This is a genomic window from Variovorax restrictus (assembly GCF_051216715.1).
Taxonomy (GTDB): Bacteria; Pseudomonadota; Gammaproteobacteria; order Burkholderiales; family Burkholderiaceae_C; genus Variovorax.
On sequence record NZ_JBPJZH010000005.1, the window covers coordinates 1 to 20,154 of the forward strand.

Annotated in this window: 14 protein-coding genes; 11 read left to right on the forward strand and 3 right to left on the reverse strand. The window is 63.3% G+C overall.

Annotated elements, in window-relative coordinates; translation table 11 throughout:
- Window positions 1–566 precede the first annotated feature (566 nt).
- A complete protein-coding gene (locus tag ACSFA0_RS22400; RefSeq protein WP_435452478.1) occupies window positions 567–2,060 on the forward strand; it encodes a hypothetical protein in 1,494 nt (497 codons plus the stop codon).
- 164 nt (window positions 2,061–2,224) lie between these two features.
- Window positions 2,225–4,672: an adenosylcobalamin-dependent ribonucleoside-diphosphate reductase gene (locus ACSFA0_RS22405; RefSeq protein ID WP_435452479.1), complete on the forward strand. Its 2,448-nt coding sequence runs from the start codon at window positions 2,225–2,227 to the stop codon at window positions 4,670–4,672.
- Between the two features lie 2 nt (window positions 4,673–4,674).
- Here the strand turns inward: ACSFA0_RS22405 and ACSFA0_RS22410 are convergent, their stop codons facing one another.
- Window positions 4,675–6,012 (reverse strand): competence protein CoiA family protein, encoded by a 1,338-nt coding sequence (locus ACSFA0_RS22410; protein ID WP_435452480.1) that lies wholly within the window; start codon window positions 6,010–6,012, stop codon window positions 4,675–4,677.
- Window positions 6,013–6,152: 140 nt separating this feature from the next.
- Window positions 6,153–6,854 (reverse strand): hypothetical protein, encoded by a 702-nt coding sequence (locus ACSFA0_RS22415; protein ID WP_435452481.1) that lies wholly within the window; start codon window positions 6,852–6,854, stop codon window positions 6,153–6,155.
- Window positions 6,855–7,057: 203 nt separating this feature from the next.
- Between ACSFA0_RS22415 and ACSFA0_RS22420 the strand changes: the two genes are divergently transcribed.
- The 8 genes from ACSFA0_RS22420 (at window position 7,058) to ACSFA0_RS22455 (ending at window position 16,975) form a co-directional block, all read left to right on the forward strand.
- Complete coding sequence (locus ACSFA0_RS22420) at window positions 7,058–9,130, forward strand: RNB domain-containing ribonuclease (protein ID WP_435452482.1); 2,073 nt, start codon at window positions 7,058–7,060, stop codon at window positions 9,128–9,130.
- A complete protein-coding gene (locus ACSFA0_RS22425; RefSeq protein WP_435452483.1) occupies window positions 9,127–9,453 on the forward strand; it encodes a hypothetical protein in 327 nt (108 codons plus the stop codon). Before ACSFA0_RS22420 ends, ACSFA0_RS22425 begins: the two co-directional genes overlap by 4 nt.
- 474 nt (window positions 9,454–9,927) lie before the next feature.
- The gene (gene ssb / locus ACSFA0_RS22430; protein ID WP_435452484.1) at window positions 9,928–10,419 is read left to right on the forward strand and encodes a single-stranded DNA-binding protein; all 492 of its coding nucleotides are present in this window, start codon (window positions 9,928–9,930) and stop codon (window positions 10,417–10,419) included.
- A 57-nt stretch (window positions 10,420–10,476) separates the two neighbouring features.
- Window positions 10,477–11,616, forward strand: coding sequence for a hypothetical protein (locus ACSFA0_RS22435; RefSeq protein ID WP_435452485.1), 1,140 nt, complete (start codon window positions 10,477–10,479; stop codon window positions 11,614–11,616).
- A gap of 598 nt (window positions 11,617–12,214) precedes the next feature.
- Complete coding sequence (locus ACSFA0_RS22440) at window positions 12,215–12,865, forward strand: hypothetical protein (protein ID WP_435452486.1); 651 nt, start codon at window positions 12,215–12,217, stop codon at window positions 12,863–12,865.
- A 59-nt stretch (window positions 12,866–12,924) separates the two neighbouring features.
- The gene (locus ACSFA0_RS22445; protein WP_435452487.1) at window positions 12,925–14,139 is read left to right on the forward strand and encodes a DNA methyltransferase; all 1,215 of its coding nucleotides are present in this window, start codon (window positions 12,925–12,927) and stop codon (window positions 14,137–14,139) included.
- Entirely contained in the window at window positions 14,136–16,007 is a 1,872-nt protein-coding gene (locus ACSFA0_RS22450) for a hypothetical protein (protein ID WP_435452488.1), read from the forward strand. Before ACSFA0_RS22445 ends, ACSFA0_RS22450 begins: the two co-directional genes overlap by 4 nt.
- An 8-nt stretch (window positions 16,008–16,015) precedes the next feature.
- On the forward strand, window positions 16,016–16,975 hold the full coding sequence (locus ACSFA0_RS22455; protein ID WP_435452489.1) for an ADP-ribosyltransferase-containing protein: 960 nt from the start codon (window positions 16,016–16,018) through the stop codon (window positions 16,973–16,975).
- 51 nt (window positions 16,976–17,026) lie between these two features.
- On the opposite strand, the gene ACSFA0_RS22460 is transcribed toward ACSFA0_RS22455, so the two are convergent.
- The gene (locus tag ACSFA0_RS22460) at window positions 17,027–18,106 is read right to left on the reverse strand and encodes a hypothetical protein (RefSeq protein WP_435452490.1); all 1,080 of its coding nucleotides are present in this window, start codon (window positions 18,104–18,106) and stop codon (window positions 17,027–17,029) included.
- Window positions 18,107–18,458: 352 nt separating this feature from the next.
- Between ACSFA0_RS22460 and ACSFA0_RS22465 the strand changes: the two genes are divergently transcribed.
- Window positions 18,459–20,153, forward strand: a complete 1,695-nt coding sequence (locus tag ACSFA0_RS22465; RefSeq protein ID WP_435452491.1) for a TetR family transcriptional regulator C-terminal domain-containing protein — start codon at window positions 18,459–18,461, stop codon at window positions 20,151–20,153.
- Window position 20,154 lies beyond the last annotated feature (1 nt).

The following is a 20,154-nucleotide window of genomic DNA, read 5'->3' on the forward strand; positions in this document are numbered from 1 at the left end:
GGACCACCTGTTCGTGCTGACGATGACGGCGTACAACTTGACGCGCATGCGCTCGTTGGGGCAAATCCGTCCGCAGCAGTTCTGAGGCAGTCAGAGACTCGCAAAACACCTCAAATCAGCGCAAAACGACTCCCGAAAGCGCTGCTGACTGCACCATGTGAAAAGTGAGTCTTCGACGAAGAGGAAGACTCGCTTTGGAGGGGAGTATTTCCGCATCCTGCTAGGGCTGGGGCTACAGGGCGCCTGGCTGTGAGCGGCGAGCTGTTCGGCAGCAGCATCACACCGCCAAGCTAGCCTCGAATGGCGGCACCTCGGCGCCACGCTTCGGTCCGTGCGTGGTCTCCTAACTGAGCTGACGCGCGCTGCCGGCTTGCCTACACGTTTGGACGTGTACGCAACCAAACGAAAATCGCGCTGGTAGTCGGTGGTCGCTACGATCGTGGCAACGAACCGATTATCCGATGCCGATTATCACGACACCACCACTGATGTCTGGCCAGGCCGCGGCGTCTACGCCAAGCCAGCGGAGCATGGTGTTGGCGTCAATGCATGACCTCAGGCCGGCGATGATCCAGACGTTCCTCCGCATGGCGGTCGAAACGCAGGATGTCGAATGGTTGGAGAGCGCGCGATCAGCCGGCGTGTTCCAGGTGCCCATGGAGCTGGGCATGGACGATTCAACCGGCGCGAAGAGCACCATCAACGGGGCGCCCATTGATCCCGTGAGCGGTGTGCACCTGCTACCACTTTACGAGTGCTTGTTCGCCGCGCTGCAGCAGGTGACCTATGAGGTCGAGGCGGGCGACGTGAACGTCGCGAACGTGGGCTTTGGCGCCGAGATGCTCGACTTCGTGACGAGCATGATCAGCGATTTCGTCGTTGGGGCCGATCACCTGCATCGTGTAAGGGAAGCCATCGACGCGGAATCGGGCCCTACGACCGCACGAGACACGCGCATGGCCAACGCATTCCTGGATGGCACCGCAGCGGGATTGATGGTTCTCGCATCCGCGCTGCGCCTCCCGAAAGCAGTCGCCGCCCTGGGACGGGCCTGCCCGAACGCGATGGACGCTGAGCTCGATCCGGCACGGTTCATGCGCGACGACGTGGCTGCCGCCTTCCAAAGCGTGCGGGAGGTTCCAGAAGACGAAGAGGACAAATACAAGCGTAGCTGCCGCTTCAAGCCGGCCGTGTTCGCGATGCACTTCGGCGCCGGTGACTGCGTCGATGCACTGGTAGCGAGTGGTTGGAACCCGCGCGGACCACTCGGGAGCTGGTACAACCCCGGCCCAGAGATGCTTGAACAGATTCCTGTCGACGACCCGTGGCGAACCTTCAACAGGGGCACGTCGAAGACCGGGCTGACGCTTGTCGACATTCTGATCATGCAGTCGGAAGAGCAGATCGCCCCGTTCGCACCTGACGTTCTGTTCACCGCACTTGAGCGGACAAAGCAGCACGGGGACTTCCGCCGCGTCGACCAGCTTGCCTACCTTTCCATTGGTCGCGACTGGCTGACCTATGGCGGCACGTCGACCCTCTACGCCTTGATGAAGGCGGGAGCGTTCGATCTTGATGTCGCACAGTCGTTACAGGACGCAGCTGACCAAGCCTTCGGCCCGCTGTTCGATCACTACCGAGATCGGATGCCGTGGAGCGAGTTGTTCGACGCCGACTACGACCGCTCGATCGTGCATGAGATCCTGGCCAGCGAGGTTGCCCGTCAGCAGCCAGAACTGTGCGAGGAGCTTGCACTGAAGGTCATCGGCATGGCTACCGAGGACGGCTACGCAGCCAAGGTGTTTGCCCCTCGCATTACTGACCTGCACATCGACACGGTCGAGCCGGCGATCGCCGTGAATGCGATCCGTGTCGTCGAGGCGTTCCTCGACGGGGGCTACGACATGTGCGCACAGGTGGGCGACCATGCGAGCACGCCGCTTGAGCTGATGGAGGCGGCCGGTGCCACCGAGATGGAAGAGCTGGTGCGGGCGCACAAGGCAAGGGCCCATGTCAAGTCGCTCCTCGACAGAGCTGCGCAGCGCACAGCCGCTGTGTAGCAACGCTGCACCAAGCAGCAAGCGCGTGACGGCGAAGAGGGCGGAAGAGCCGCCCTAATAATCGGCATTCCGTCGCCAATTCGTGCGATTAACCAGGCCGATTTATAATCGTTCCATGCAACGCGCTTCGGCGCGACCCATTATCTTATCCCAGGATTTTTTCCATGCAGACCGCCACGATCACCGCCTCGACCCCGCAGTCCATCAGCGTGGACGTCCTCTTGGAGAAGTACGCGAAGGGCGATGAGCGGGACGCAGATGCCATCTTCCAACGGGTGGCGAAGGCGATGGCGTCGGTGGAGAAACCCGAACTCCAGCTCCACTGGGAATCCGAGTTCTTGGCCAACATGCGTCGCGGCGCCATTGGTGCTGGCCGGATCATGAGCGCGGCAGGTACGACGATCAACGCCACATACATCAATTGCTTTGTCCAACCGGTAGGCGATGCAATTTCGGGAGTGGACGACGATGGTATTCCAGGCATCTACGAGGCCCTTCGGGAGGCGGCCGAGACCATGCGGCGCGGCGGTGGCGTTGGGTACAACTTCTCGCGCATCCGCCCGAAGAATGCCTGGGTTCGCAGTACGCAATCGATGGCATCTGGCCCGTGCAGCTACATGGATGTGTTCAATGCGTCGTGCAGCACCGTGGAGAGCGCTGGCTCCCGCCGCGGCGCGCAGATGGGCGTGCTGAACGTCCAACACCCCGACATCTACGCATTCATCCAGGCGAAACGAACCAAAGGCCGCTGGAACGGCTTCAACGTGAGCGTCGGAGTCACTGACGAATTTCTTCTTGCACTTGAGCGCGGTGAGGACGTGCAGTTGGTGCATAAGGCCGCACCGGCTCCCCATCTCATCGCAGAGGGGGCTTTCCAGCGCGACGACGGTCTGTGGGTCTACGAGACGGTCCCGGCGCAGGCCATTTGGGACACCATGATGCAATCGGCATACGATTTTGCCGAGCCCGGGATTATCTTCATCGACGTGGTCAACCGTGACAACAACCTGCGGTTTGTCGAGGTCATCGAGGCGACCAATCCCTGTGGCGAGCAGCCATTGCCGGCGTACGGCTGCTGCGATTTGGGCCCGATCATCCTGCCGCGCTTCGTGCGCAATCCTTTCGGAATCGGCGGCGAGGCCACCTTCGATTTCGAGGCCTTCGCGGCCGCGACGAGGATTCAGGGACGCTTCCTCGACAACGTTCTCGACCAGACCGAATGGCCGCTCGAGCAGCAGCGTAAGGAAGCTCAAGCGAAGCGGCGCATTGGTATCGGTTATACGGGACTTGGCAACGCGCTGACCATGCTCAAATTGCGCTACAGCAGCGACGAAGGTCGTGCGATGGCTGCGCGCATCACGGAAGTCATGCGTGACACCGCCTATGACGGCTCGGTCGACCTTGCCATCGAGAAGGGCGCATTCCCGCTGCTGGACGTCGAGAAGTACCTCAGCGAAGGCACGTTTGCCAGCCGACTGCCTGAACGCATCAAGGCGCGCATCCGTGAGCACGGCATTCGCAACAGCCATCTGATTTCCATCGCTCCCACGGGCACAGTGAGCCTGGCCTTCGCGGACAACGCCTCGAACGGGATCGAACCTGCCTTTTCCTGGAGCTACACACGCACCAAGCGGGAAGCCGATGGGTCGAAGCGCGACTACGTGGTGGAAGACCATGCCCTGCGCGTTTACCGTGAGCTGGGAGGGGATACCAGCGACTTGTCCAAGCTCCCGGACTACTTCGTGAACGCCATGCAGATGAGTGCGGCCGATCACATCGGCGTGATGCAGGCTGTGCAGCCCTTCGTCGACACTGCCATTTCCAAGACCGTCAACGTGCCGGTCGACATGCCCTACGCCGACTTCAAGGACATGTACCTCCAGGCCTGGCGCGCGGGACTCAAGGGTCTCGCTACCTATCGACCGAACGACACACTGGGTTCGGTGCTCTCGACGACGCCGGCTGCGGCTCCCGTCGCTCCTCCAGCACCAGCGGCTGTGGACCCACTGCGTGCGCCCATCGATCGCCGTCCGGAGGGCGCGTTGCCGTCCGTCAGCGAAAAGGTCGTGTACTGGAATTCGGAAGGAAAACAGGGCGTCTATCTGACCGTCTCGTTCATGCAGGTGACGTTGCCGGACGGCAAGGTGGTCGAGCGGCCGATCGAATTCTTCATGCCCGTGGGGCAGAACTCGCAGTCCCAGCAGTGGATCAGCTCAAGCATGCGCCTGCTGTCGTTGGCGGCCCGCGGCGGCATGGTTGAAAAGGCGCTGCGCGACATGCGCAAGGTAGCTTGGGATCGTGGTCCGGTGCGTTTGGGCGAAGTCGTCCGTGAGAGCGACGGCGCGAAGATGCCCATGTGGCATGACTCTGAAGTCGCCGCGATCGCCTACGCCGTCCAGGAGATCATCAAGAACCGGGCTGCCGTGCAACCTTACGGCGCAGCCCCTCGCGTGCTGCCGACGCCGGCGCCTGCCGCGCCTGTGCCCAAGGACATCAATCGGAACATCATCCTGCCGGGCAAGAAGTGTGGGCAATGCGGCGCGCATGCCGTCATCAAGAAGGATGGTTGCGAATACTGCACCGCCTGCGGCGACCTCGGTTCCTGCGGCTGAAGTCAGACCTCTGTTGGCCGCCCCGCCTTGGCGGCCAGTTCTTTGGCCAACGCTGACAAGCGTGTGAGGGCAGATTGGTGGTCGACCGGCTTTGACTTCGCCGCCGCAAGCTCGAGGAATTCGGCCAAGTCATCGCGACGTTTGAAAGCTGGCGTCCATAGCCTGTCCTCGGGCTCGCTGTCATTGTTGCTGTACATGAGGCCTTGCTCCTCCAGCTGCATGAAGTAGAGGTGTAGGGCGGCAGCCGTGAGGGTGAAGCCGTTCACTGAGCGGTTGCTCCCGTCGTCGTTTTCGCATCGATCGGGCATCGCCTGCAGGCACCAGCTGCCAGCTTCGATGGAGGTGAACGCTCTCCTACCTAACCCGAACTTCATGAAGACTGGCGGCTGCCAGGAGTAGGGGTGATGTTGGAGCGCCCGCATCGGCTTCGGGCGCACGAGATCCTGCTGCAGGAAAGCGGGTAGCTCCTCGGGATTCAGCCGCATCGCCGCGCAGGCAATCGCCACGCGATCAACCTTGTCTTGCATACCAAGCCAAGCGGCCGACTTCTCCGGTGTCAAGGCGCGTTTTCTGAGCTCAGATAGGGCGTTCTGCGCCCACTCCATGCGCGTCGCCGCGGCCTTCAACTTCTGATTCGCCGAACGTACCTTGGCGGGATTGCTGTCGGGGCGCCCAGGCCTCCATACCGTCCTCGTCCACCCGATGCGAAGGGCTTCTGCTGACATCATGCCCCGCAGCGGCCAGTTGACCAGCCAGGACCAGCGCCCGGGTTCCAGCAGGATCCGCGCGACTTCCTCCGCGGATATCCCGCTGGCAGGCAGATCGGAGATGTCGAGTTCAGCCGCCGCGTCGTACTGCGTCATCATCCGCACTCGCTTGGCTTCGTCGACCGCGTGCGTAAACCGTACCTCCAGCGCCAGTCTCGTTCCGCCGGCGACGTCGAAAACGACATCGGGCTGCACGCCGTCGCCTCGGAGTTCGGGGTGCGCAGCCGTGAACTGATACGTCGCGCTAGGCGCAAGGACTGTGGACTGCACTTCGATGCCATTCGCCGGGACGCTGAATCCGACCTCAACGGAGGGGATCACCAGCTCGCTTCGGAGCGCCAGTTGATCGCGGACGAACGCATGTAGAAGGCTCATCGGTTGTGGGTTGCAGTCCACGTCGTCAGCGCGATGATGAAAATGCCAGGCGTTCCTCTGGCCTAAATGCGCCTGCAATGGCCGCCCGCATTCCGGGCAGGTGCAACGGCACAGAGACCCCCGATCGCGAGTCTCGTCGAGGTCTCCAACGAAGATCAGAACGCCGTCGCGGCGACCATAAGCAATCGTGGCGGGCATGCGTCTAGCTTAGCGCCTCGGCGGGCCCACCAGCAGCCTCTCAGCCTGGCCGCGGCCGCCTGGTACGCCACCCCGTGAACTCGGATCGTCTTCCAATCCGAAGTCTGCTGGGATCGGCTCCATGCACAGCAGCGCGTGTATCAGGCGCCGGGGAACGCTTCGCGGATCGGTGTCAATGCGCGTTTGAAACGTTGCACCGTGTTCCAGCAGGACTGCGTGAGGATGTTCGCTTCCTTCGCAGCCTGAGACTTGCCCTGTCCATAGACCAGCACCAGGCGCGCGGCGGACTGAGCCGGCTCGCGCGAGCGGATGAGTGCGGCCACCGCGTTGAACTGCTCCGGTGTCAGCTGCGGTGGGTCCGCAGCGAGCTCTTTCCGCGTCGGCGCGTGCGGAAATGCCTTCTTGACCATTTCGAAGTCTTCCTTGAACCGTGCGACTGCGTTCCAGACCGACTGGGTCTTACGTTCGACTGCCAAGGCGCGCCGGGCGTCGATCTGTGCCCAGCCGAGCACGAGCACGAGCATCGCGGCTGTGCGAGCTGGTTCGATTGAGCGCCTGAGGGTCGCCAGAACCTCGAACTGCGGCATCGTCATAAGAGGGGGCAGGGCGACGAGCTCAGGATTCTTGGCGGTCAGCCAGACCAAATAGTCTCGCTCGATCGTGGCCAGCCGAGCTGCGGCGACCTCGGCGTCGACGCCCAGGATGTCAGACGCGGTTTGCACAGCCGCATCGTGGTCTTGGGTCAAGACCGCAGGATGGAGCCGGTTGAGCACGGAATGGTCTCGCTTGTGCTCGCTCACGAACAGCTCGTAGCGATTCTCCTCGATGCGCGTGACGCTCATCGCAGTGCGCTCTTCACTTTTTGGGGCCGCAGACGTAGGAGAGCTGGATCAGCGGCTGGCTTACGGTTCGAGGCACTTGGAATGTTCATGGAGTCGATTTTATACACCCCTAGACATTTATTTGGGGGCCGGCTCGGCATTCTCGGTATTCCCAGATACGATTTCACGGAGGCGCGTTTCCAGCCTACTTCCCAAGCGTATTCATGCACCAACTCATCACGATCGATGGCGCCACCAGTCGCGACCTTGACGACGCCATCAGCTTCGCCGTTCGGCCGAATGGCGGGCTGCGGCTGGTCGTTGCAATCGCCGACCCGACCGATCTCGTCACACCCGGCACAGCGCTCGATTTGGCGGCGCGCGCACAAGTCGCAACCGTCTACCGGCGTTCGTCGGCGTTTGCCCGCATGCTGCCACCGGAGCTCTCGGAACACGATGGGAGCCTCATTGCCGGCGTCGAGCGCCCGGTCTTCCTGTTTGAGATCGACCTAGACGACGAGTTGGACGTCCTTGCGTTCGAGGTCAGCAGGGGACGCGCCACCGTTGCACACCGGCTGTCGCATGACGATGTTCCGGTCATCCTGGCGGCGAGTGGTCATCCGCTGCACACACAGATGGCTGCGGCGGCCCGCTTTGGAACCGGGATGCTGCAGCGGCGCCGCCGCGGCGGCGCGCTAGCTGTCTACGACCTCCAGCGGCTGGTCGTTGCGAACGAGGAAGGGCGCCTGGTGCAGCTATCACGGGCCGAAGAAGTGCTTGGCCACATCATCGTGCAGGAGGCCATGGTGCTGGTGAACACCTTGGCCGCCAGGTTCATGGTGGAACACGATGTACCAGGCCTGTACCGCAACCATGTTCCACGGCCGGCGTCTCCGCCGGTGCGGGATCTTGCGGAAACGCTGGATGCCTGGATCAAGTCTGGTGAGCTGGATATTGCATCCGCGCGCGCTCAGTTCCATGCGATCGTGGGGAAGGCCTCCTATGGTGCGACGACGCTTGGTCACATCTCCCTGGCCACGCCTCAGTACACGCATGTGACCTCGCCGCTCCGCCGCTATGCTGACCTGACGAATCTGCGGCAGATCCGCGCGCAACTCGAAGGCTCGCCAGCCCCATGCCAGCAAGCGGACCTCGCGCGCCTGGCCACTCACATCAACGACACGCTGACGGAGCGCGATGCAGATCGCGGAGAAGCCTTCAAGGAGGCTACCGCTCGGCGTGCGGATTCAATGTTGGCGAGAGGGGCGGTGGGTCGAATGGGTGCGCCCGAACTTGGCGCGTCTATCAAGGCTGCCGCCGACAACATGCCCGTCGAGCTTCAGGTCGAGTTGGCAGCGCGGCTGGATGCGGGAACCTTGGGCGACAAGAACCTCTGGCGCTTGCTGACGATGTTCCCGCCTGAGGCGCCGGGCCTAAGGGAGTCGGTCGAGCGTCTTTTTCATCGTGATCCGTCACGCGCGATTGCGTTTCTGGAACACGCGAAGTCCGTGGGCTTCATAGACGGGTACACCGCGGTCGCAGATGCGGGGCCGGCCAATGGATTCGTCGGGCGCGCTAGTGCGCGTCGTCCAGGCGAGGTCTTCACCGGTGATTCGGGCGGGAGCAGCAAGCGGCTTGCCCAGCAAGCGGCGGCCGTGAGCTGCATACGCGCGCTGCTAGGTTGGCCGGCGGCTGCTGCGGGTCGCGTTGAGTCTCTCGAACGGGAGGGTGCGCCAGGGTGGCAGGGTAACCGGGATGTCGAATGCGCGCCCGGCCTTGAGCCGATGGTCAATGCCAAGGGCAGGCTCTTCGAGCGCTGCCAGGCCAAGCGCTGGGCCGCCCCGGAGTTCGCGGTGACGCGGTCAGGCCAGGATCACGCGCCTGTCTTCCGGTGCATCGCAACACTGGTTGCCGACGGCATGAGCTACGAGGTGATCGTCGAGGGTGCAGATAGCCGGAAGGAGGCCGAGGCGCGCGCATCGCACCTGCTGCTGCTAAAACTGGAGGAGCTCCCGGCGGTGGCACAGGACGACCAGGTGCGAGCGCCGAGGGCTGAAACATCTGCACTGCTGAACCCTGTCGGCGCTCTGCAGGAGTGGGCGCAAAAAAACAAGGTCCCGCTGCCCACGTACGAGATCATGCCGGCCAAAGGGGGCTTCGTTGCCGAACTGACGATGACCACGGCGGTCGGAGCGCGGACTTTTCGCGGGACGGGCGCCACAAAGGCGGAAGCCAAGAAGGCAAGCGCCGACGCAGCGTTCGCCGAACTGCACGAATGGTGCGAGGTCACTCGATGATCGAACCTGATGATCGCAATGCCGCCGCGTCCCCCCGCTTGGCTCAGGCTCAAGATCAGGCCTTCAGTTATCGGAAGGTGAGCAAGTCCAAGCGGGATGCCCATCACCAGGTGTATCTCGACGCTGTCCTTCTGGGCCAAGTTTGGCAGGAACCCACGAGGGTGATCGGTCCGGACGGTATTCCCACGAAAAAGGTCGAGCCACGCTGGTATGCAATGGCGGCGGAGGGACGGCGGGTCGAGGGACGCGCCATGGGCGGCGCCCGCGCCACGCAGGGCTTCGCGCTCCGGCGGGAAGCTGCTGCCGCACTCTCTGCCGACTGAAGATTCCGGAAGAGGCTCGCGCGACTCCAGACTCCAGTTCCTGCGCGGCTGGACGCGAGGCTCAACATGCATCGCTGCCGAAGAACCCTGATTCGCGGCGGCGGTGTCAGCCGGACAAAACTGCTGTTCCCCAGTGACGAAGCGAGGGCAGTCATCCAAAGCAGGCGCAGTGAGCGGATCGCATCTTGGCCGGCGGCGATGGAATGCCTACTTTGTTACTAGTTAATCGCGCTTTGCGGGGTCTCACTCGCAAACGCCCGTCTCATGGGCGAAACAAAACGACAAAGTGCGGTCTGTTTGCCAGATTGGCGGAGGCTGTTCTCGCCTTACGCTCAGTAGAATGTTTCGGCCTGAGCGACACTATTTCAGAATGTTCTTTGCATAATCGCCGAGACGTGTATAATCGGCATGTCGCAGCGATTTTGCTACGGCGATTTTGGCCCCTGGCCTCTAACTTAATCTCCAAGGGTAGTCATGTCATTGAATCGCGCTCAGATTATCGGCCGGCTAGGCCAAGACCCCGTCAGTCGCACCTTCCCGAACGGTGATCAAGTGTGCAACGTGAGCGTTGCCACCACCGACAAGTGGAAGGACAAACAGAGCGGCGAGATGCGTGAGGCCACTGAGTGGCACCGCCTGGTCTTCACCGGCCGCCTTGCCGAAATCGCAGCGCAGTACCTCCGCAAGGGCGCCCAGGTTTTCGTTGAGGGCCAGATGCGCACTCGCAAGTATCAGGACAAGGACGGCGTTGAACGCTACACCACCGAGATCCGCGTCAACGAGATGCAGATGCTTGGCGGCAAGTCCGATGCAAATGGCGATGACCAAGACGGCGGCGGCACCCGTGACTCGGCCCCTCGCTCCCGCGCACCGGCAGTGCCGCCTGGCGGCGGCGGGGGTGGCTTTGAGGACGACATCCCCTTCCAGTCCCTGCATTCGAGTCGTGCCGCAATGCTCGCCTGCTAACCAGTTAACCACCACCAACAACCCGATCTGAAACGCAACCGTAACTAGGAACTGATCATGAAGAACTTCGCTTTTGCCCGCCTCACTCTCGCTTCCCTGGCCCTGGCCGCCCTTGCTGCATGCGGCGGCGGTGGTGGCGGTGGCGGTGAAGCGCCCGCTGCTGGCGGTGGCACCGGCGGCGCTGGTGGCGACGTGCCCCCGGTCGTCGCACCTGTCACCCCTCCCAAGGAACCCGATGCCCCCAGCGGTGGCACCGATCCGGTCGTCGTTCCGCCGACCATCGCGCCCTACGTTGCGCCAGCCGCGGCGACGGTCGCCGATTGCCCGCGCTTCCTGACGGCGGCCGCTGCCGAGTCGGCCATCGATCTGTCGGATGCGAAGGTGAAGGCACAGTACGACTACCTGAAGGCTCTCGACCCGAATGGCGCGTACCAGACCTTCATCCGCTTCCCGCAGCAGTACATGGCCTGGTACAACACCTATGCCGGCTCGTGGGACGCGATCCAGTCGCATGGCACCAGCAACCACGAGACGCTGCATGCGATCGACCAGCAGCTCACCACGAACTGCCCGGCATCGGTGCCCGAGACGAACAACAACTCGTACCTGTTGCAAGGCACGCTGTATCGCACCGACCTGAAGACCGGCGTGACGGAAACCCCGACGTACAGCAGCACTGTCGATGCGGAACTGCCCGTCGCTCTGAAGTCCGGCCTGCGCTACAACACCTATATCGCTGGCGGCGTGAACGCAGGTAACGGCCTGGGTCAACTGCTCGACGAACTGAACGCCTACACCAACTCGGCAATGCTCGAGAACAAGATCCTGGCAGGCGGTTCGCCGGCATCGTCGACCGCGGTGGGATACGACGCTGACCTCGGCGGCACGGTGGACTTCATGATCTACCTGCAGTCGTACCTCAAGTCGGCACGCTTGAACGCGCCGGCGGCGTATGCAGCAATCCAGGGCAAGACGGCGCTGATCGCCTACATCAACGCTGTGTGGGCCCAAGCCGAGCAAGCGCTGGACGACGGCTATCCGTACACGGTGATCAGCGGCTCGACCGCCAGCCGCCGCCTGATCGTGTCCAAGGCTGCGCTGCAAGAAATCTACTCGGCTGGCATGCTGAGCGAGCTGGACGCCCTGGGCATCGGCCACAAGCCGGCAGCGTACTTCAACACGACGTACCTGCACTAATGAGCGGCGGCCCAGGCCGCCATTCAGCAACCCCAAGGAGCCGCTTTACGCGGCTCTTTTTTTTGCTCAACGAATCCATCCTGGAGGACGCATGCCGCAACCTTACGACTACCTGGACCTCCAGCACCAGCCAACAGTGCCTGATGGCCCGAGGCCGATCGACGTGGTCTGTGCCTTTCGCAGTGCTCCGGTCGGAGCGGGCTGCGGCACTGCCGCGGGGTGGGGGACACGAACACACGCGCCACGCTGGCGCGCCGTCGGTGTGCTCGAGCCCTCTCCCCAGGACTTGCACAGGGACTATGTGGACCAGAAGCGGCGGCGGCTGGATGCCATTCGCGCGCAACCGGCGCCGGGTTGGCTGCTGGGTGTGAGGGCACGCGCCGCCGCAAACGGCGCGGCCCCGAATGCCTCCGGCCAGGAGGACTTTCCGAGCCATACCGCGTCGACGCAAAACGTGCTCCGGTAGCGGAACGCTGGCGCGCGCGCTGCTCTGGCAGGAAGCCGATGGACGTTTTAGACCGCAGATGCGAATGCCTATACGCCCGTACAGCCGTGCGTGGCTCGCGCGGTGCCCTGCTCGTAACCACTGGAGGATTCCATGCCCGCAACTTCGACGTTCTTTCGCGCCCTCGCCACAGTTACCTTGGCCGCGCTCACTGCCGCGTGCTCACCGCAGCCGGCCACCAACCTGGCACCTGTGCTGGCTGCAACCAACGGCGTCGTCGCCGTGGACCCCCTCGCTTCACTGCTTGTCGAGTCGCTGCCTGTCGGGCCCGAGGTCGACGAGCTCGGCGTTGTCAGAACCAATGGCCACCTGTGGCTGCACGGGCTGAGCGTCTCGGATGACGCCGCGGCGCGGTCGCGTGTCGCTGCGCTCATCAAGCCGAAGCTCAAACAGACGCTCGAACTCGCGCGCGAAGCCTGCCCAGGACTTGACGCGGCCCTTGTGACGAAGCTGACCCGACAAAACGCGGCCGCAGTGGTCCAGGCCGTCGCAGTTGTGCCATTCCAGTTCGAGTACCTGCTTTTCGCCGCGCGCTCGGAGAGCTGCAAGCTGACGCGCGTGCAGCTCTCCCTGGCCAAGTCCGCTGGCGAACCCGCCGCTGAAGCTCTGCAGACGTCTTTCGACGAGCAGGGATGTGACGCCCTCTTGGAATCGCGCAGACAGCGCGCAATCCAAGTACTAGGTGAACTGACAGTGCGGTACGTTGCAGAGAACATCCTCAGCTGCAGTTGGCCCTGGGAATAATCGGCAGCCGAAAATCGTGCAGGTTTCGTTAATCGGCCGGAAGTTCAGATAATTGCTTAATGACAAAAAGCCCTGCTCAAGCCGACCTTTTCGAGCCACTTCTCCAAGCGTACCGCGATGGTGCGGCCAACGACGAGGGCGTACTGAACGCAGACCTCTACCGCCGACTCGGCTTGGTGGGCGGTGAGCGCGTCCCGGTTGGCGCTTCGGGTGAGAAGCACAACCTGGATCATCGAAAACTGAGGTGGCAGCAACAGACGCTCCGCGCCCTTGGCCTCATCGAACGCGTGCCTGGCAAGCGCGGCGCCTGGCGCCTGAAGCCCAGGGAGGAGCTGACACCGGCTGAGCCTGGCGTGAAGCTCCTCGCGTTCTCGACCACCCTTGGACTCGGCCTTTGGGCGCGGTGCGAAGACATCTTCTCGAGCATTGACGAGCCGATCCACCTCTGCCTCACGTCTCCGCCATATCCCTTGCAGACCGCACGCGCCTACGGCGGTCCTACCGAATCTCAGTTCGTCGACTTCATCTGCAAGGCACTGGAGCCGATCGTCCGCAACATGGCGCGCGGCGCGAGCCTGTGCCTGAACATCGGCAACGACGTGTTCAAGTCGAAGTCGCCAGCTCGCTCGATGTATGTTGAGCGCACCGTCCTTGCCATGCATGACAAGCTCGGGCTGGAGCTGATGGACCGGCTTATTTTCGAGTCCAATAAGCCGCCTGGGCCCACTTGGTGGGCGTGCCGCCAGCGGAACCAGTTGGTCGGCACCTACGAACACGTCCTCTGGTTTTGCAACGACCCCGTGAACACGTTTGCGGACAATCGTCGTGTCCTGCAGCCCCACACGGATGCGCAAAAGGCGCTGATTGCGCGCGGTGGCGAACGTGGACGCCGTGAGAGCGGGGACGGCGCTTTCCGCATCCGTCCAGGTTCGTTTGGTGGCGAGACCGCTGGGCGCATTCCGCGGAACGTCCTGAACTTTGCCGTGGGCGGTGCTCTCCGTGCGGCTCACCGTAAGGAGCTCAAGGAACTCGGCCTACCGCTGCACGGTGCGCCGATGCCGCTCGGACTTGCGAGCTTTTTGGTCAAGTTCCTGACCACGCCAGGCCAGCTCGTCGTCGATCCATTCGCTGGCGACTTCACCACTCCCCTGGCGGCAGAGCAGGAAGGGTGTCGCTGGATCGCCTCTGAACTGATGGGGGAGCACTGCCTGGGCGGCAGCCATCGGATGCGGCAGGCCGAGGGGTATCAAGCCTTCCTTGAGATCGCGGTATGAAGACGATCCCCCATCGCAAGTTGCAGGCATGGTCAGACGCGCTGGTTGAGTACCGAGGCGATGGCCGTACCGATGTCCTTTTCAACGCATCCGACAGGGGAAACTACGTCGGAACGTACTGGGACCAGGGCCTTGCGGAGCTGCTGAAGGCGGACCCTACCGGGTTGGCCGCCGGCATGATGATCCGCGAGCAGCTCGAAGCCACACTTTGCTCGTCCAAGGTGTCCCTGACCCGGGTGTTGCGTGAGGAGGGTTTTCTCGCGGGGTTGCAGACAATTCTCGCCGTCCAAGGCGAGGTCGATGCAGCGATCGCAGCGCCCAAGGCGGCGCTGATGCGCAAGGTCGACGGCGCGTTGGCTGCGTTGTCGCCAGAGCTTGGCGCAACCTCCGCGCGCGAAGTGGCAATCTGCCTGCGTGACGCCATCCATTCGATGGAGCGCGGACTGACCCTGCGTTGGCTGGAGTGCGACCCAGACGCGTCCGTCGGCGCCGCGCCCATCGCGCTATGCAACGCTGTGACTGCTTACCCGGACATCGGGGCTTTCGTTGCTGCCTTGAGGAGCGCTATGCCTGCAGGTGCGCACCTGTCGCGCATCGGTCTGGGTCAAACTGCCATTGGAATCAAACAGCCCGGCCGCATTGCGTTTCTGTCATCGCTGTCGCTGAGCGCGAGCGGTGAGGTTGTCCAGCGTCGCGACGATGACTACGGCGTCGAGGACCTCGATCTCGACAACCCCGTTGATCGCTACCCCGCCTGGACTACAGGGACCGGGTTTGTGGAACCGCAGTACAGCGTTCGAGTGCCAGGCGGAGGCGGGTTGCGCTACCCGACGATTTCCAGCCTGCCTCGCGATCGCCTCGTATGGCTGGCCATGGTCGTGGAGATTGCCGCGCAGCGCATGTCGGAGGCGGATCCTGCTGCCGTCGAACTTGCCGAACGGCTGGTGCTCGCCCTCCCTCAACGGGGCGTGAATGGCGCGTCCGTTGCTGAAACGCTGCCGGCGCTGGTCAAGCCGAACTGGCGCACGGCCGACCTCACCGTAGCAGAGGTTTTGGATGACCTGGAATTGAGCAGCTGGGAGCTCACATTCCTCGCGCCTGCGCTGCGCGACCGGACAGCAGCGCACTTCCAACCGGTCAGCGCGAGCGAGCTTCTACTGCACTTGGACAACGGAACGCTGCTCGAGGCGCCGGGACCTCGGGACGAGGGAGATTGGGTGACCGACCACGTGGCCGTGATGGCGCTTGACCCGAATTGGGTCGGAACACGCGCCGAGACCGAGGCGGTCGTGCGCAAGCTGTTCGCTCGAAACCTGGCGAGCTACCTCATCGCGTGGGGCAACCGGCAATGGCGACGTGAGTGGGATGCCGCGAAGCCTGCACTTCGGGATCATTTCGCTGCAGCGCTCCCGCGTGCGTTGACGGCCACTTGCGGAACCGTGAGTGTCCCCGCGTTCACGACGCTGTACGGCCTGCATCTACATCGTCAAAGTCCGAAGCACAGGACGTACAAGCCACTTTGCTTCTTCTCAGCTTCAGGCCGAAGGGGCATCAAGACCGAGGTCACCCACGTTCTTCACATGCAGCCCGTCACCGCTACCGAAATTGTGGAGGTGCTGGGGGTTGAGAGCGAGAGAGATCTGCCTGGATTCCTCCAGGGTTGGAGCCGCGACTGCAGCTGGGCGGCCGACACGCGCCATGGATACGTCGGCCCGGCCGGCACCTTCGCGCGATGGGCATTCGCCGGCGTACATTCCAAGAGCCACGTGGTCGAGTTTTCGGTCGCCATCAACGTTCACAACGTCCCCGAGGCGGTCGCTGCCCACATCCTCGCTCAGCCGGTGAGTCAACGCGGGGGCAGGCGGTGAGCGCAATCATGCAAAGGGCTGAACTGCAGGACCTCGGAAACTTCGACAGGTGGTTTGGCGGCAGCCAGGTGACCGACGCCGATGGCAGGCCGCTGATGTTGTTCCATGGGACCTTTCACGACTTCACCGCATTCGCGGACTCAGAGGATGGCGGGTTTCATTTCGGGTCTGAATCCGCGGCTGGACGCCGCCTTGCAGACCTGGGTGGCGACGAAGGTGCCGACGGTGCGCGCGTCATGCCCGTGTTCCTGGCAATTCGCAACCCGAAGACCCTTGCCACAGACCCTCGTGGTCCCGAGAGCTGGCAGGCGGCGATCGCTCTTGCCAAGGCAGAAGGACATGACGGGATCCGGTACACGAACAGCGTGGAATTCGACGAGGACATCGACGGCAACGCCATGCTTACGGAGTCGTGGGTCGCATTTGAACCGGCGCAGATCAAGGGGGCCATTGGGAACAGCGGCGCCTATGACCGGTCGGACCCAGACCTGACCGACCGGCGCGCGTGTGCCGCGCAGGCTTTAAGCTGGCTTCAAGGGTGCGGCGGGGAAGAGTTAGCCGGCGTGATTGGCAGCAACCAGGCTAGGCCGGGGCCATCGCACGCCACCATCCCGCCCTTTCGCCCTCGCTTCATGAGTACGCCCGGCATGGGTGACGCCTATGACGACGGACGGGTCGTCGGCGCCGTCGACTTCAGCGAGCACGAAGGCCTGAAGGCCATCGTGATTTCTGAATGGACGAGTCGCTTCCCGGGGCTGGGGCACACCACCCAGGCGCTTCAATGGATCCGGGAGCAAGGGTGGGTGCAGATCGTTGCGAACGGGGTGGGGCTGGTCGAGAACGGTGTGGGCGACGTCGCAACCGGATACTGGCTCCACTTGCGTGAAAAGGGCCTCGTCGACGTGCTGGTCGACGATGACGGACACAGGCTTGCGCCAACGCCGCGCACTAACCGGCCTCGTTTGTAAAGGTCAGTGCAGAAGGGACGGCCCGGGCATCCTGCATCTTTCCACCCAGGCTCAGAAGCAGCCGCGCTCGGACGCAATCTCGAATGCGCGTGTGACTTGAGAGGAGTCGGCACCGAAATTTCGCACGGTGTTCTCAACCAACTGTGCCGGTCCAGCGCAGCGTGCCCCCTTTGCCTGCATCTCGCGGATCCAGCCCATGGTGCGTTCTGCCCGCGCCATCTGTTCCTTACTCGGTGCTGGTGCTGGCGGTCGATACACAACAGGTGGCAAGGGTAGGGACGACGCACCCGCGACGCAGGAGAACTCTTCCTCGTTTCCGTAGCGGTCGGGTCGGCTGATCTGAACCGTGACGACGGAACCGTTGACGGTTTCGCGAACCAGGTTCAGTGGCGCCCGGCTGTTGAAGATGTAGCCTTGATTCTTCTTCCCGGTGATCGACTTCCACTTCAAGTCCTTGGCGTACCAGGAGTCGGGCGGACCACCCCACTCGATTTGTTCCGCGGCACCACTGTCGTAAAACCGATAGTAGAGGACCCCCTTTTCCCAGGCACCGTAGGGGCCGCAAGACAGGTACTTTGGCATCCCGCCGGCAATGCGCGGCACGCGCGAGTCACCTGCAGCGCTCGCCATCGTTTCAGCTTTGTCGAATTTCGCGTGCAGGTAGACGAGCGCCTTGAACCAGGTCGGGCGGACATCGCGCTCCGCGATGATGTCGTCGTTGACCTTGTTGCCTGTCAGGCCCTCGGTCTTGATCTGCGCGGGGGCAGGGGCATAAGGAACGCCCGATTCCGTCAGGGCGGCCATGATCACCGCATGCGCTTTGGCGGCCTCGTCGACGTTTGTGATTTTCCCGCGGAATCGCTTTGTGGCGGTGCGCAACGTGTCGCTCATCTGCTCGTGCGTCAGGCCAGCGGCTAGGCCGCGACTCCACGCAGCGCCAATCTCGGCTTGGGAGTTCAGGGCCGTGTCCGACCGACAGACATCCCATCGCGCCTGTCGATCCTCAGAGTAAACGAGCTGGCAGACGATTGGCTCATTGGGGCGGGCTTGAGCAACAAGTGGCGCGACCGATGCGAATGCGACGAGGATTGCTCCGAAGATCGCGAGACGGGATTGAAGTGCGGTGGGCATTCACCGATGCTAGGTTGAGCATCCTGCGGACGTAGGTGCCTTTCAGCGCACAGCGGCCTTGGCGATCGAAAGCGTCGAATAGTTGGCAGCGACCGGCGAGTCGCCGTTGTAAAGCTGTGACTGGCGTCGCTGCCCCTGCGCTCATCCAACTACTGCATTCCGCGCAATGAGTACCTTTGGCTGCTGGCGATGCTCCACATGGGTGAACTGCCCACCAGCACCAGCAGACGCGCATTCCCCGTCGAAAGTCACACCGTCCCCTGCAAATCGCGCGCTAGCCTGTGCCGATTTACAATCGGATATGGTCGTATTGGCCTAAAGCGGCGCTCAGCGCCCATTATCCGAGGGCGCCATGAGCTTCATCGAAGACCTGATCGAATCCGATGACACGTTGACCCACGCTGATCCAGCTGTGGACAGCACCCTGCGCGACCTGCTGCGCCAGGCAGCAGCCGAGGGCAGCGTACGACTGCTGCGTCGGGCAATCCAACGCGGCCAGATCAACCGCTCGACGGATTCGTCGATCGTGACGGCAGCCGTCGGCGTGCTTGGCAGCGACCGTCAAGTCAACCGCCTGCTCCCCAAGGAGCGCGAGTTGCGTGCGGCATTCGTCGGCGAGTGGGTTGACGCCGTGGCCGGTCCGAAGCCGACCGATCAACGCATGTTTGGAGCGTGGCAGGCGCGCGTCGGGCCTCTGCTCGACGCCTGCTTCACCTCCTATCTCAACGGGCACGACCACGTGGCAGGCGTGCTGCTGCAACTTGGCGTCGCCGTGGATGGTCATTTTCAGGTCGAGCCGGTGGGCTCGGACGGCTGGTCCGAGCTCGCTGGCGCGCGGCTGGCGACACAGGAGAAGGCTTCCACCGTCACCACTTTTGGCCGCGCGATCGCAGTTCGTTCACGCTGGTTGACCGACATCGCTGCGCGGACGCCTGGGCAGGTTCCAGTCGTCGCTACAGTGCGCGTCGGAATTAAGGAGGCAGAGGTCAGCGCGCTGACCTATGCACTGGTGCTGGGCGACGTCAAGGCGCTCCGGGCCCTGATCGCTGGCTTGGACGTGACTGCGCCTTCAGTGCGAGCGCAAATGGGCGAGGCGATCGAGCAGGCTGGCGTCCTGGGCCTGTTGGATTTCGGCCCTGACGAAGTGCTGCACGGCGTCGCTACGCTTCTGGCGGCCGGCGCCGTCCTGGCGGACCCGGACGCATTCATGACGCGCGCCGTCACGATGATCGATGTTCCTTGCCTGGCCAACGACCCCTTGGCCACGCGCGAGCAGGCGGTGGAGGTGCAGGAGGCTGTTCGGACCGCGACCATCCATTGGCCGGCCGCGCTGCTTCACTCGCCTTACGCCAAGGATCTGCTCCCAGCATTCAAAAGCCTGCACCAGGCGGGCTGGAACCCGAATGTGCCTGTGCGGGTGCTTGCCCAAGGCGCTACTGCCGAAGGTGAGCGCGATTGTCGAACGGTGGCTCATTTGGCTGCATTTCGTGGCGACACCAGCATCGTCGCTGCGCTACGGTTCCTTGGTTGCGACTTCAGCAAGGACGACGGGCGGGGTCAGGCACCCATCAGTTACGCGGTCGCCGGTGCTGCATTCCGGCGCGAAGCAGTTGGCGCGGAGCTCGGCCGCATGTTGGACCCGGCGTTCGTACCGCGCCAGCCCGAGATCATGGTTGCGCCGTCGGACATGCCCGAGCACGAATCCGCGCCGCAAGTCGAGATCGACGGGCCGGACATGCCTCATCTGAGCCCGACCGTCGATGCCGTGGGCTTCGATGACTTCGAGGACGCGAACGCGCTGGCGCTGGTCGCATCGAATGAGCAGCGCAGCGAAGACAACCACACGATCGGCTTCGATTTCGGCGATCCAGAGCCGAAAGCGGTCGCGCGCGGGATCGCAGCTCCTCCTACGGCGGCCGACGCGGCCGGCGCACGCTCTATCCCCGGAGCTCACGTCTTGCCAGCAGATGCCTCGGCGCGCCCCTTGAGCGCCTTCGAGCGCCTGCGCCTGGGCCAGACGCAGCGAGGCAGTGGCTTGCGCCGCTAAG

Coding starts and splice junctions, on each gene's coding strand:
- ACSFA0_RS22400 (WP_435452478.1), top strand. CDS start 567: ATGATCCAGACGTTCCTCCGCATGGCGGTCGAAACGCAGGATGTCGAA.
- ACSFA0_RS22445 (WP_435452487.1), top strand. CDS start 12,925: ATGACAAAAAGCCCTGCTCAAGCCGACCTTTTCGAGCCACTTCTCCAA.
- ACSFA0_RS22440 (WP_435452486.1), top strand. CDS start 12,215: ATGCCCGCAACTTCGACGTTCTTTCGCGCCCTCGCCACAGTTACCTTG.
- ACSFA0_RS22435 (WP_435452485.1), top strand. CDS start 10,477: ATGAAGAACTTCGCTTTTGCCCGCCTCACTCTCGCTTCCCTGGCCCTG.
- ACSFA0_RS22465 (WP_435452491.1), top strand. CDS start 18,459: ATGAGCTTCATCGAAGACCTGATCGAATCCGATGACACGTTGACCCAC.
- ACSFA0_RS22455 (WP_435452489.1), top strand. CDS start 16,016: ATGCAAAGGGCTGAACTGCAGGACCTCGGAAACTTCGACAGGTGGTTT.
- ACSFA0_RS22450 (WP_435452488.1), top strand. CDS start 14,136: ATGAAGACGATCCCCCATCGCAAGTTGCAGGCATGGTCAGACGCGCTG.
- ACSFA0_RS22410 (WP_435452480.1), bottom strand. CDS start 6,012: ATGCCCGCCACGATTGCTTATGGTCGCCGCGACGGCGTTCTGATCTTC.
- ssb (WP_435452484.1), top strand. CDS start 9,928: ATGTCATTGAATCGCGCTCAGATTATCGGCCGGCTAGGCCAAGACCCC.
- ACSFA0_RS22420 (WP_435452482.1), top strand. CDS start 7,058: ATGCACCAACTCATCACGATCGATGGCGCCACCAGTCGCGACCTTGAC.
- ACSFA0_RS22415 (WP_435452481.1), bottom strand. CDS start 6,854: ATGAGCGTCACGCGCATCGAGGAGAATCGCTACGAGCTGTTCGTGAGC.
- ACSFA0_RS22425 (WP_435452483.1), top strand. CDS start 9,127: ATGATCGAACCTGATGATCGCAATGCCGCCGCGTCCCCCCGCTTGGCT.
- ACSFA0_RS22405 (WP_435452479.1), top strand. CDS start 2,225: ATGCAGACCGCCACGATCACCGCCTCGACCCCGCAGTCCATCAGCGTG.
- ACSFA0_RS22460 (WP_435452490.1), bottom strand. CDS start 18,106: ATGCCCACCGCACTTCAATCCCGTCTCGCGATCTTCGGAGCAATCCTC.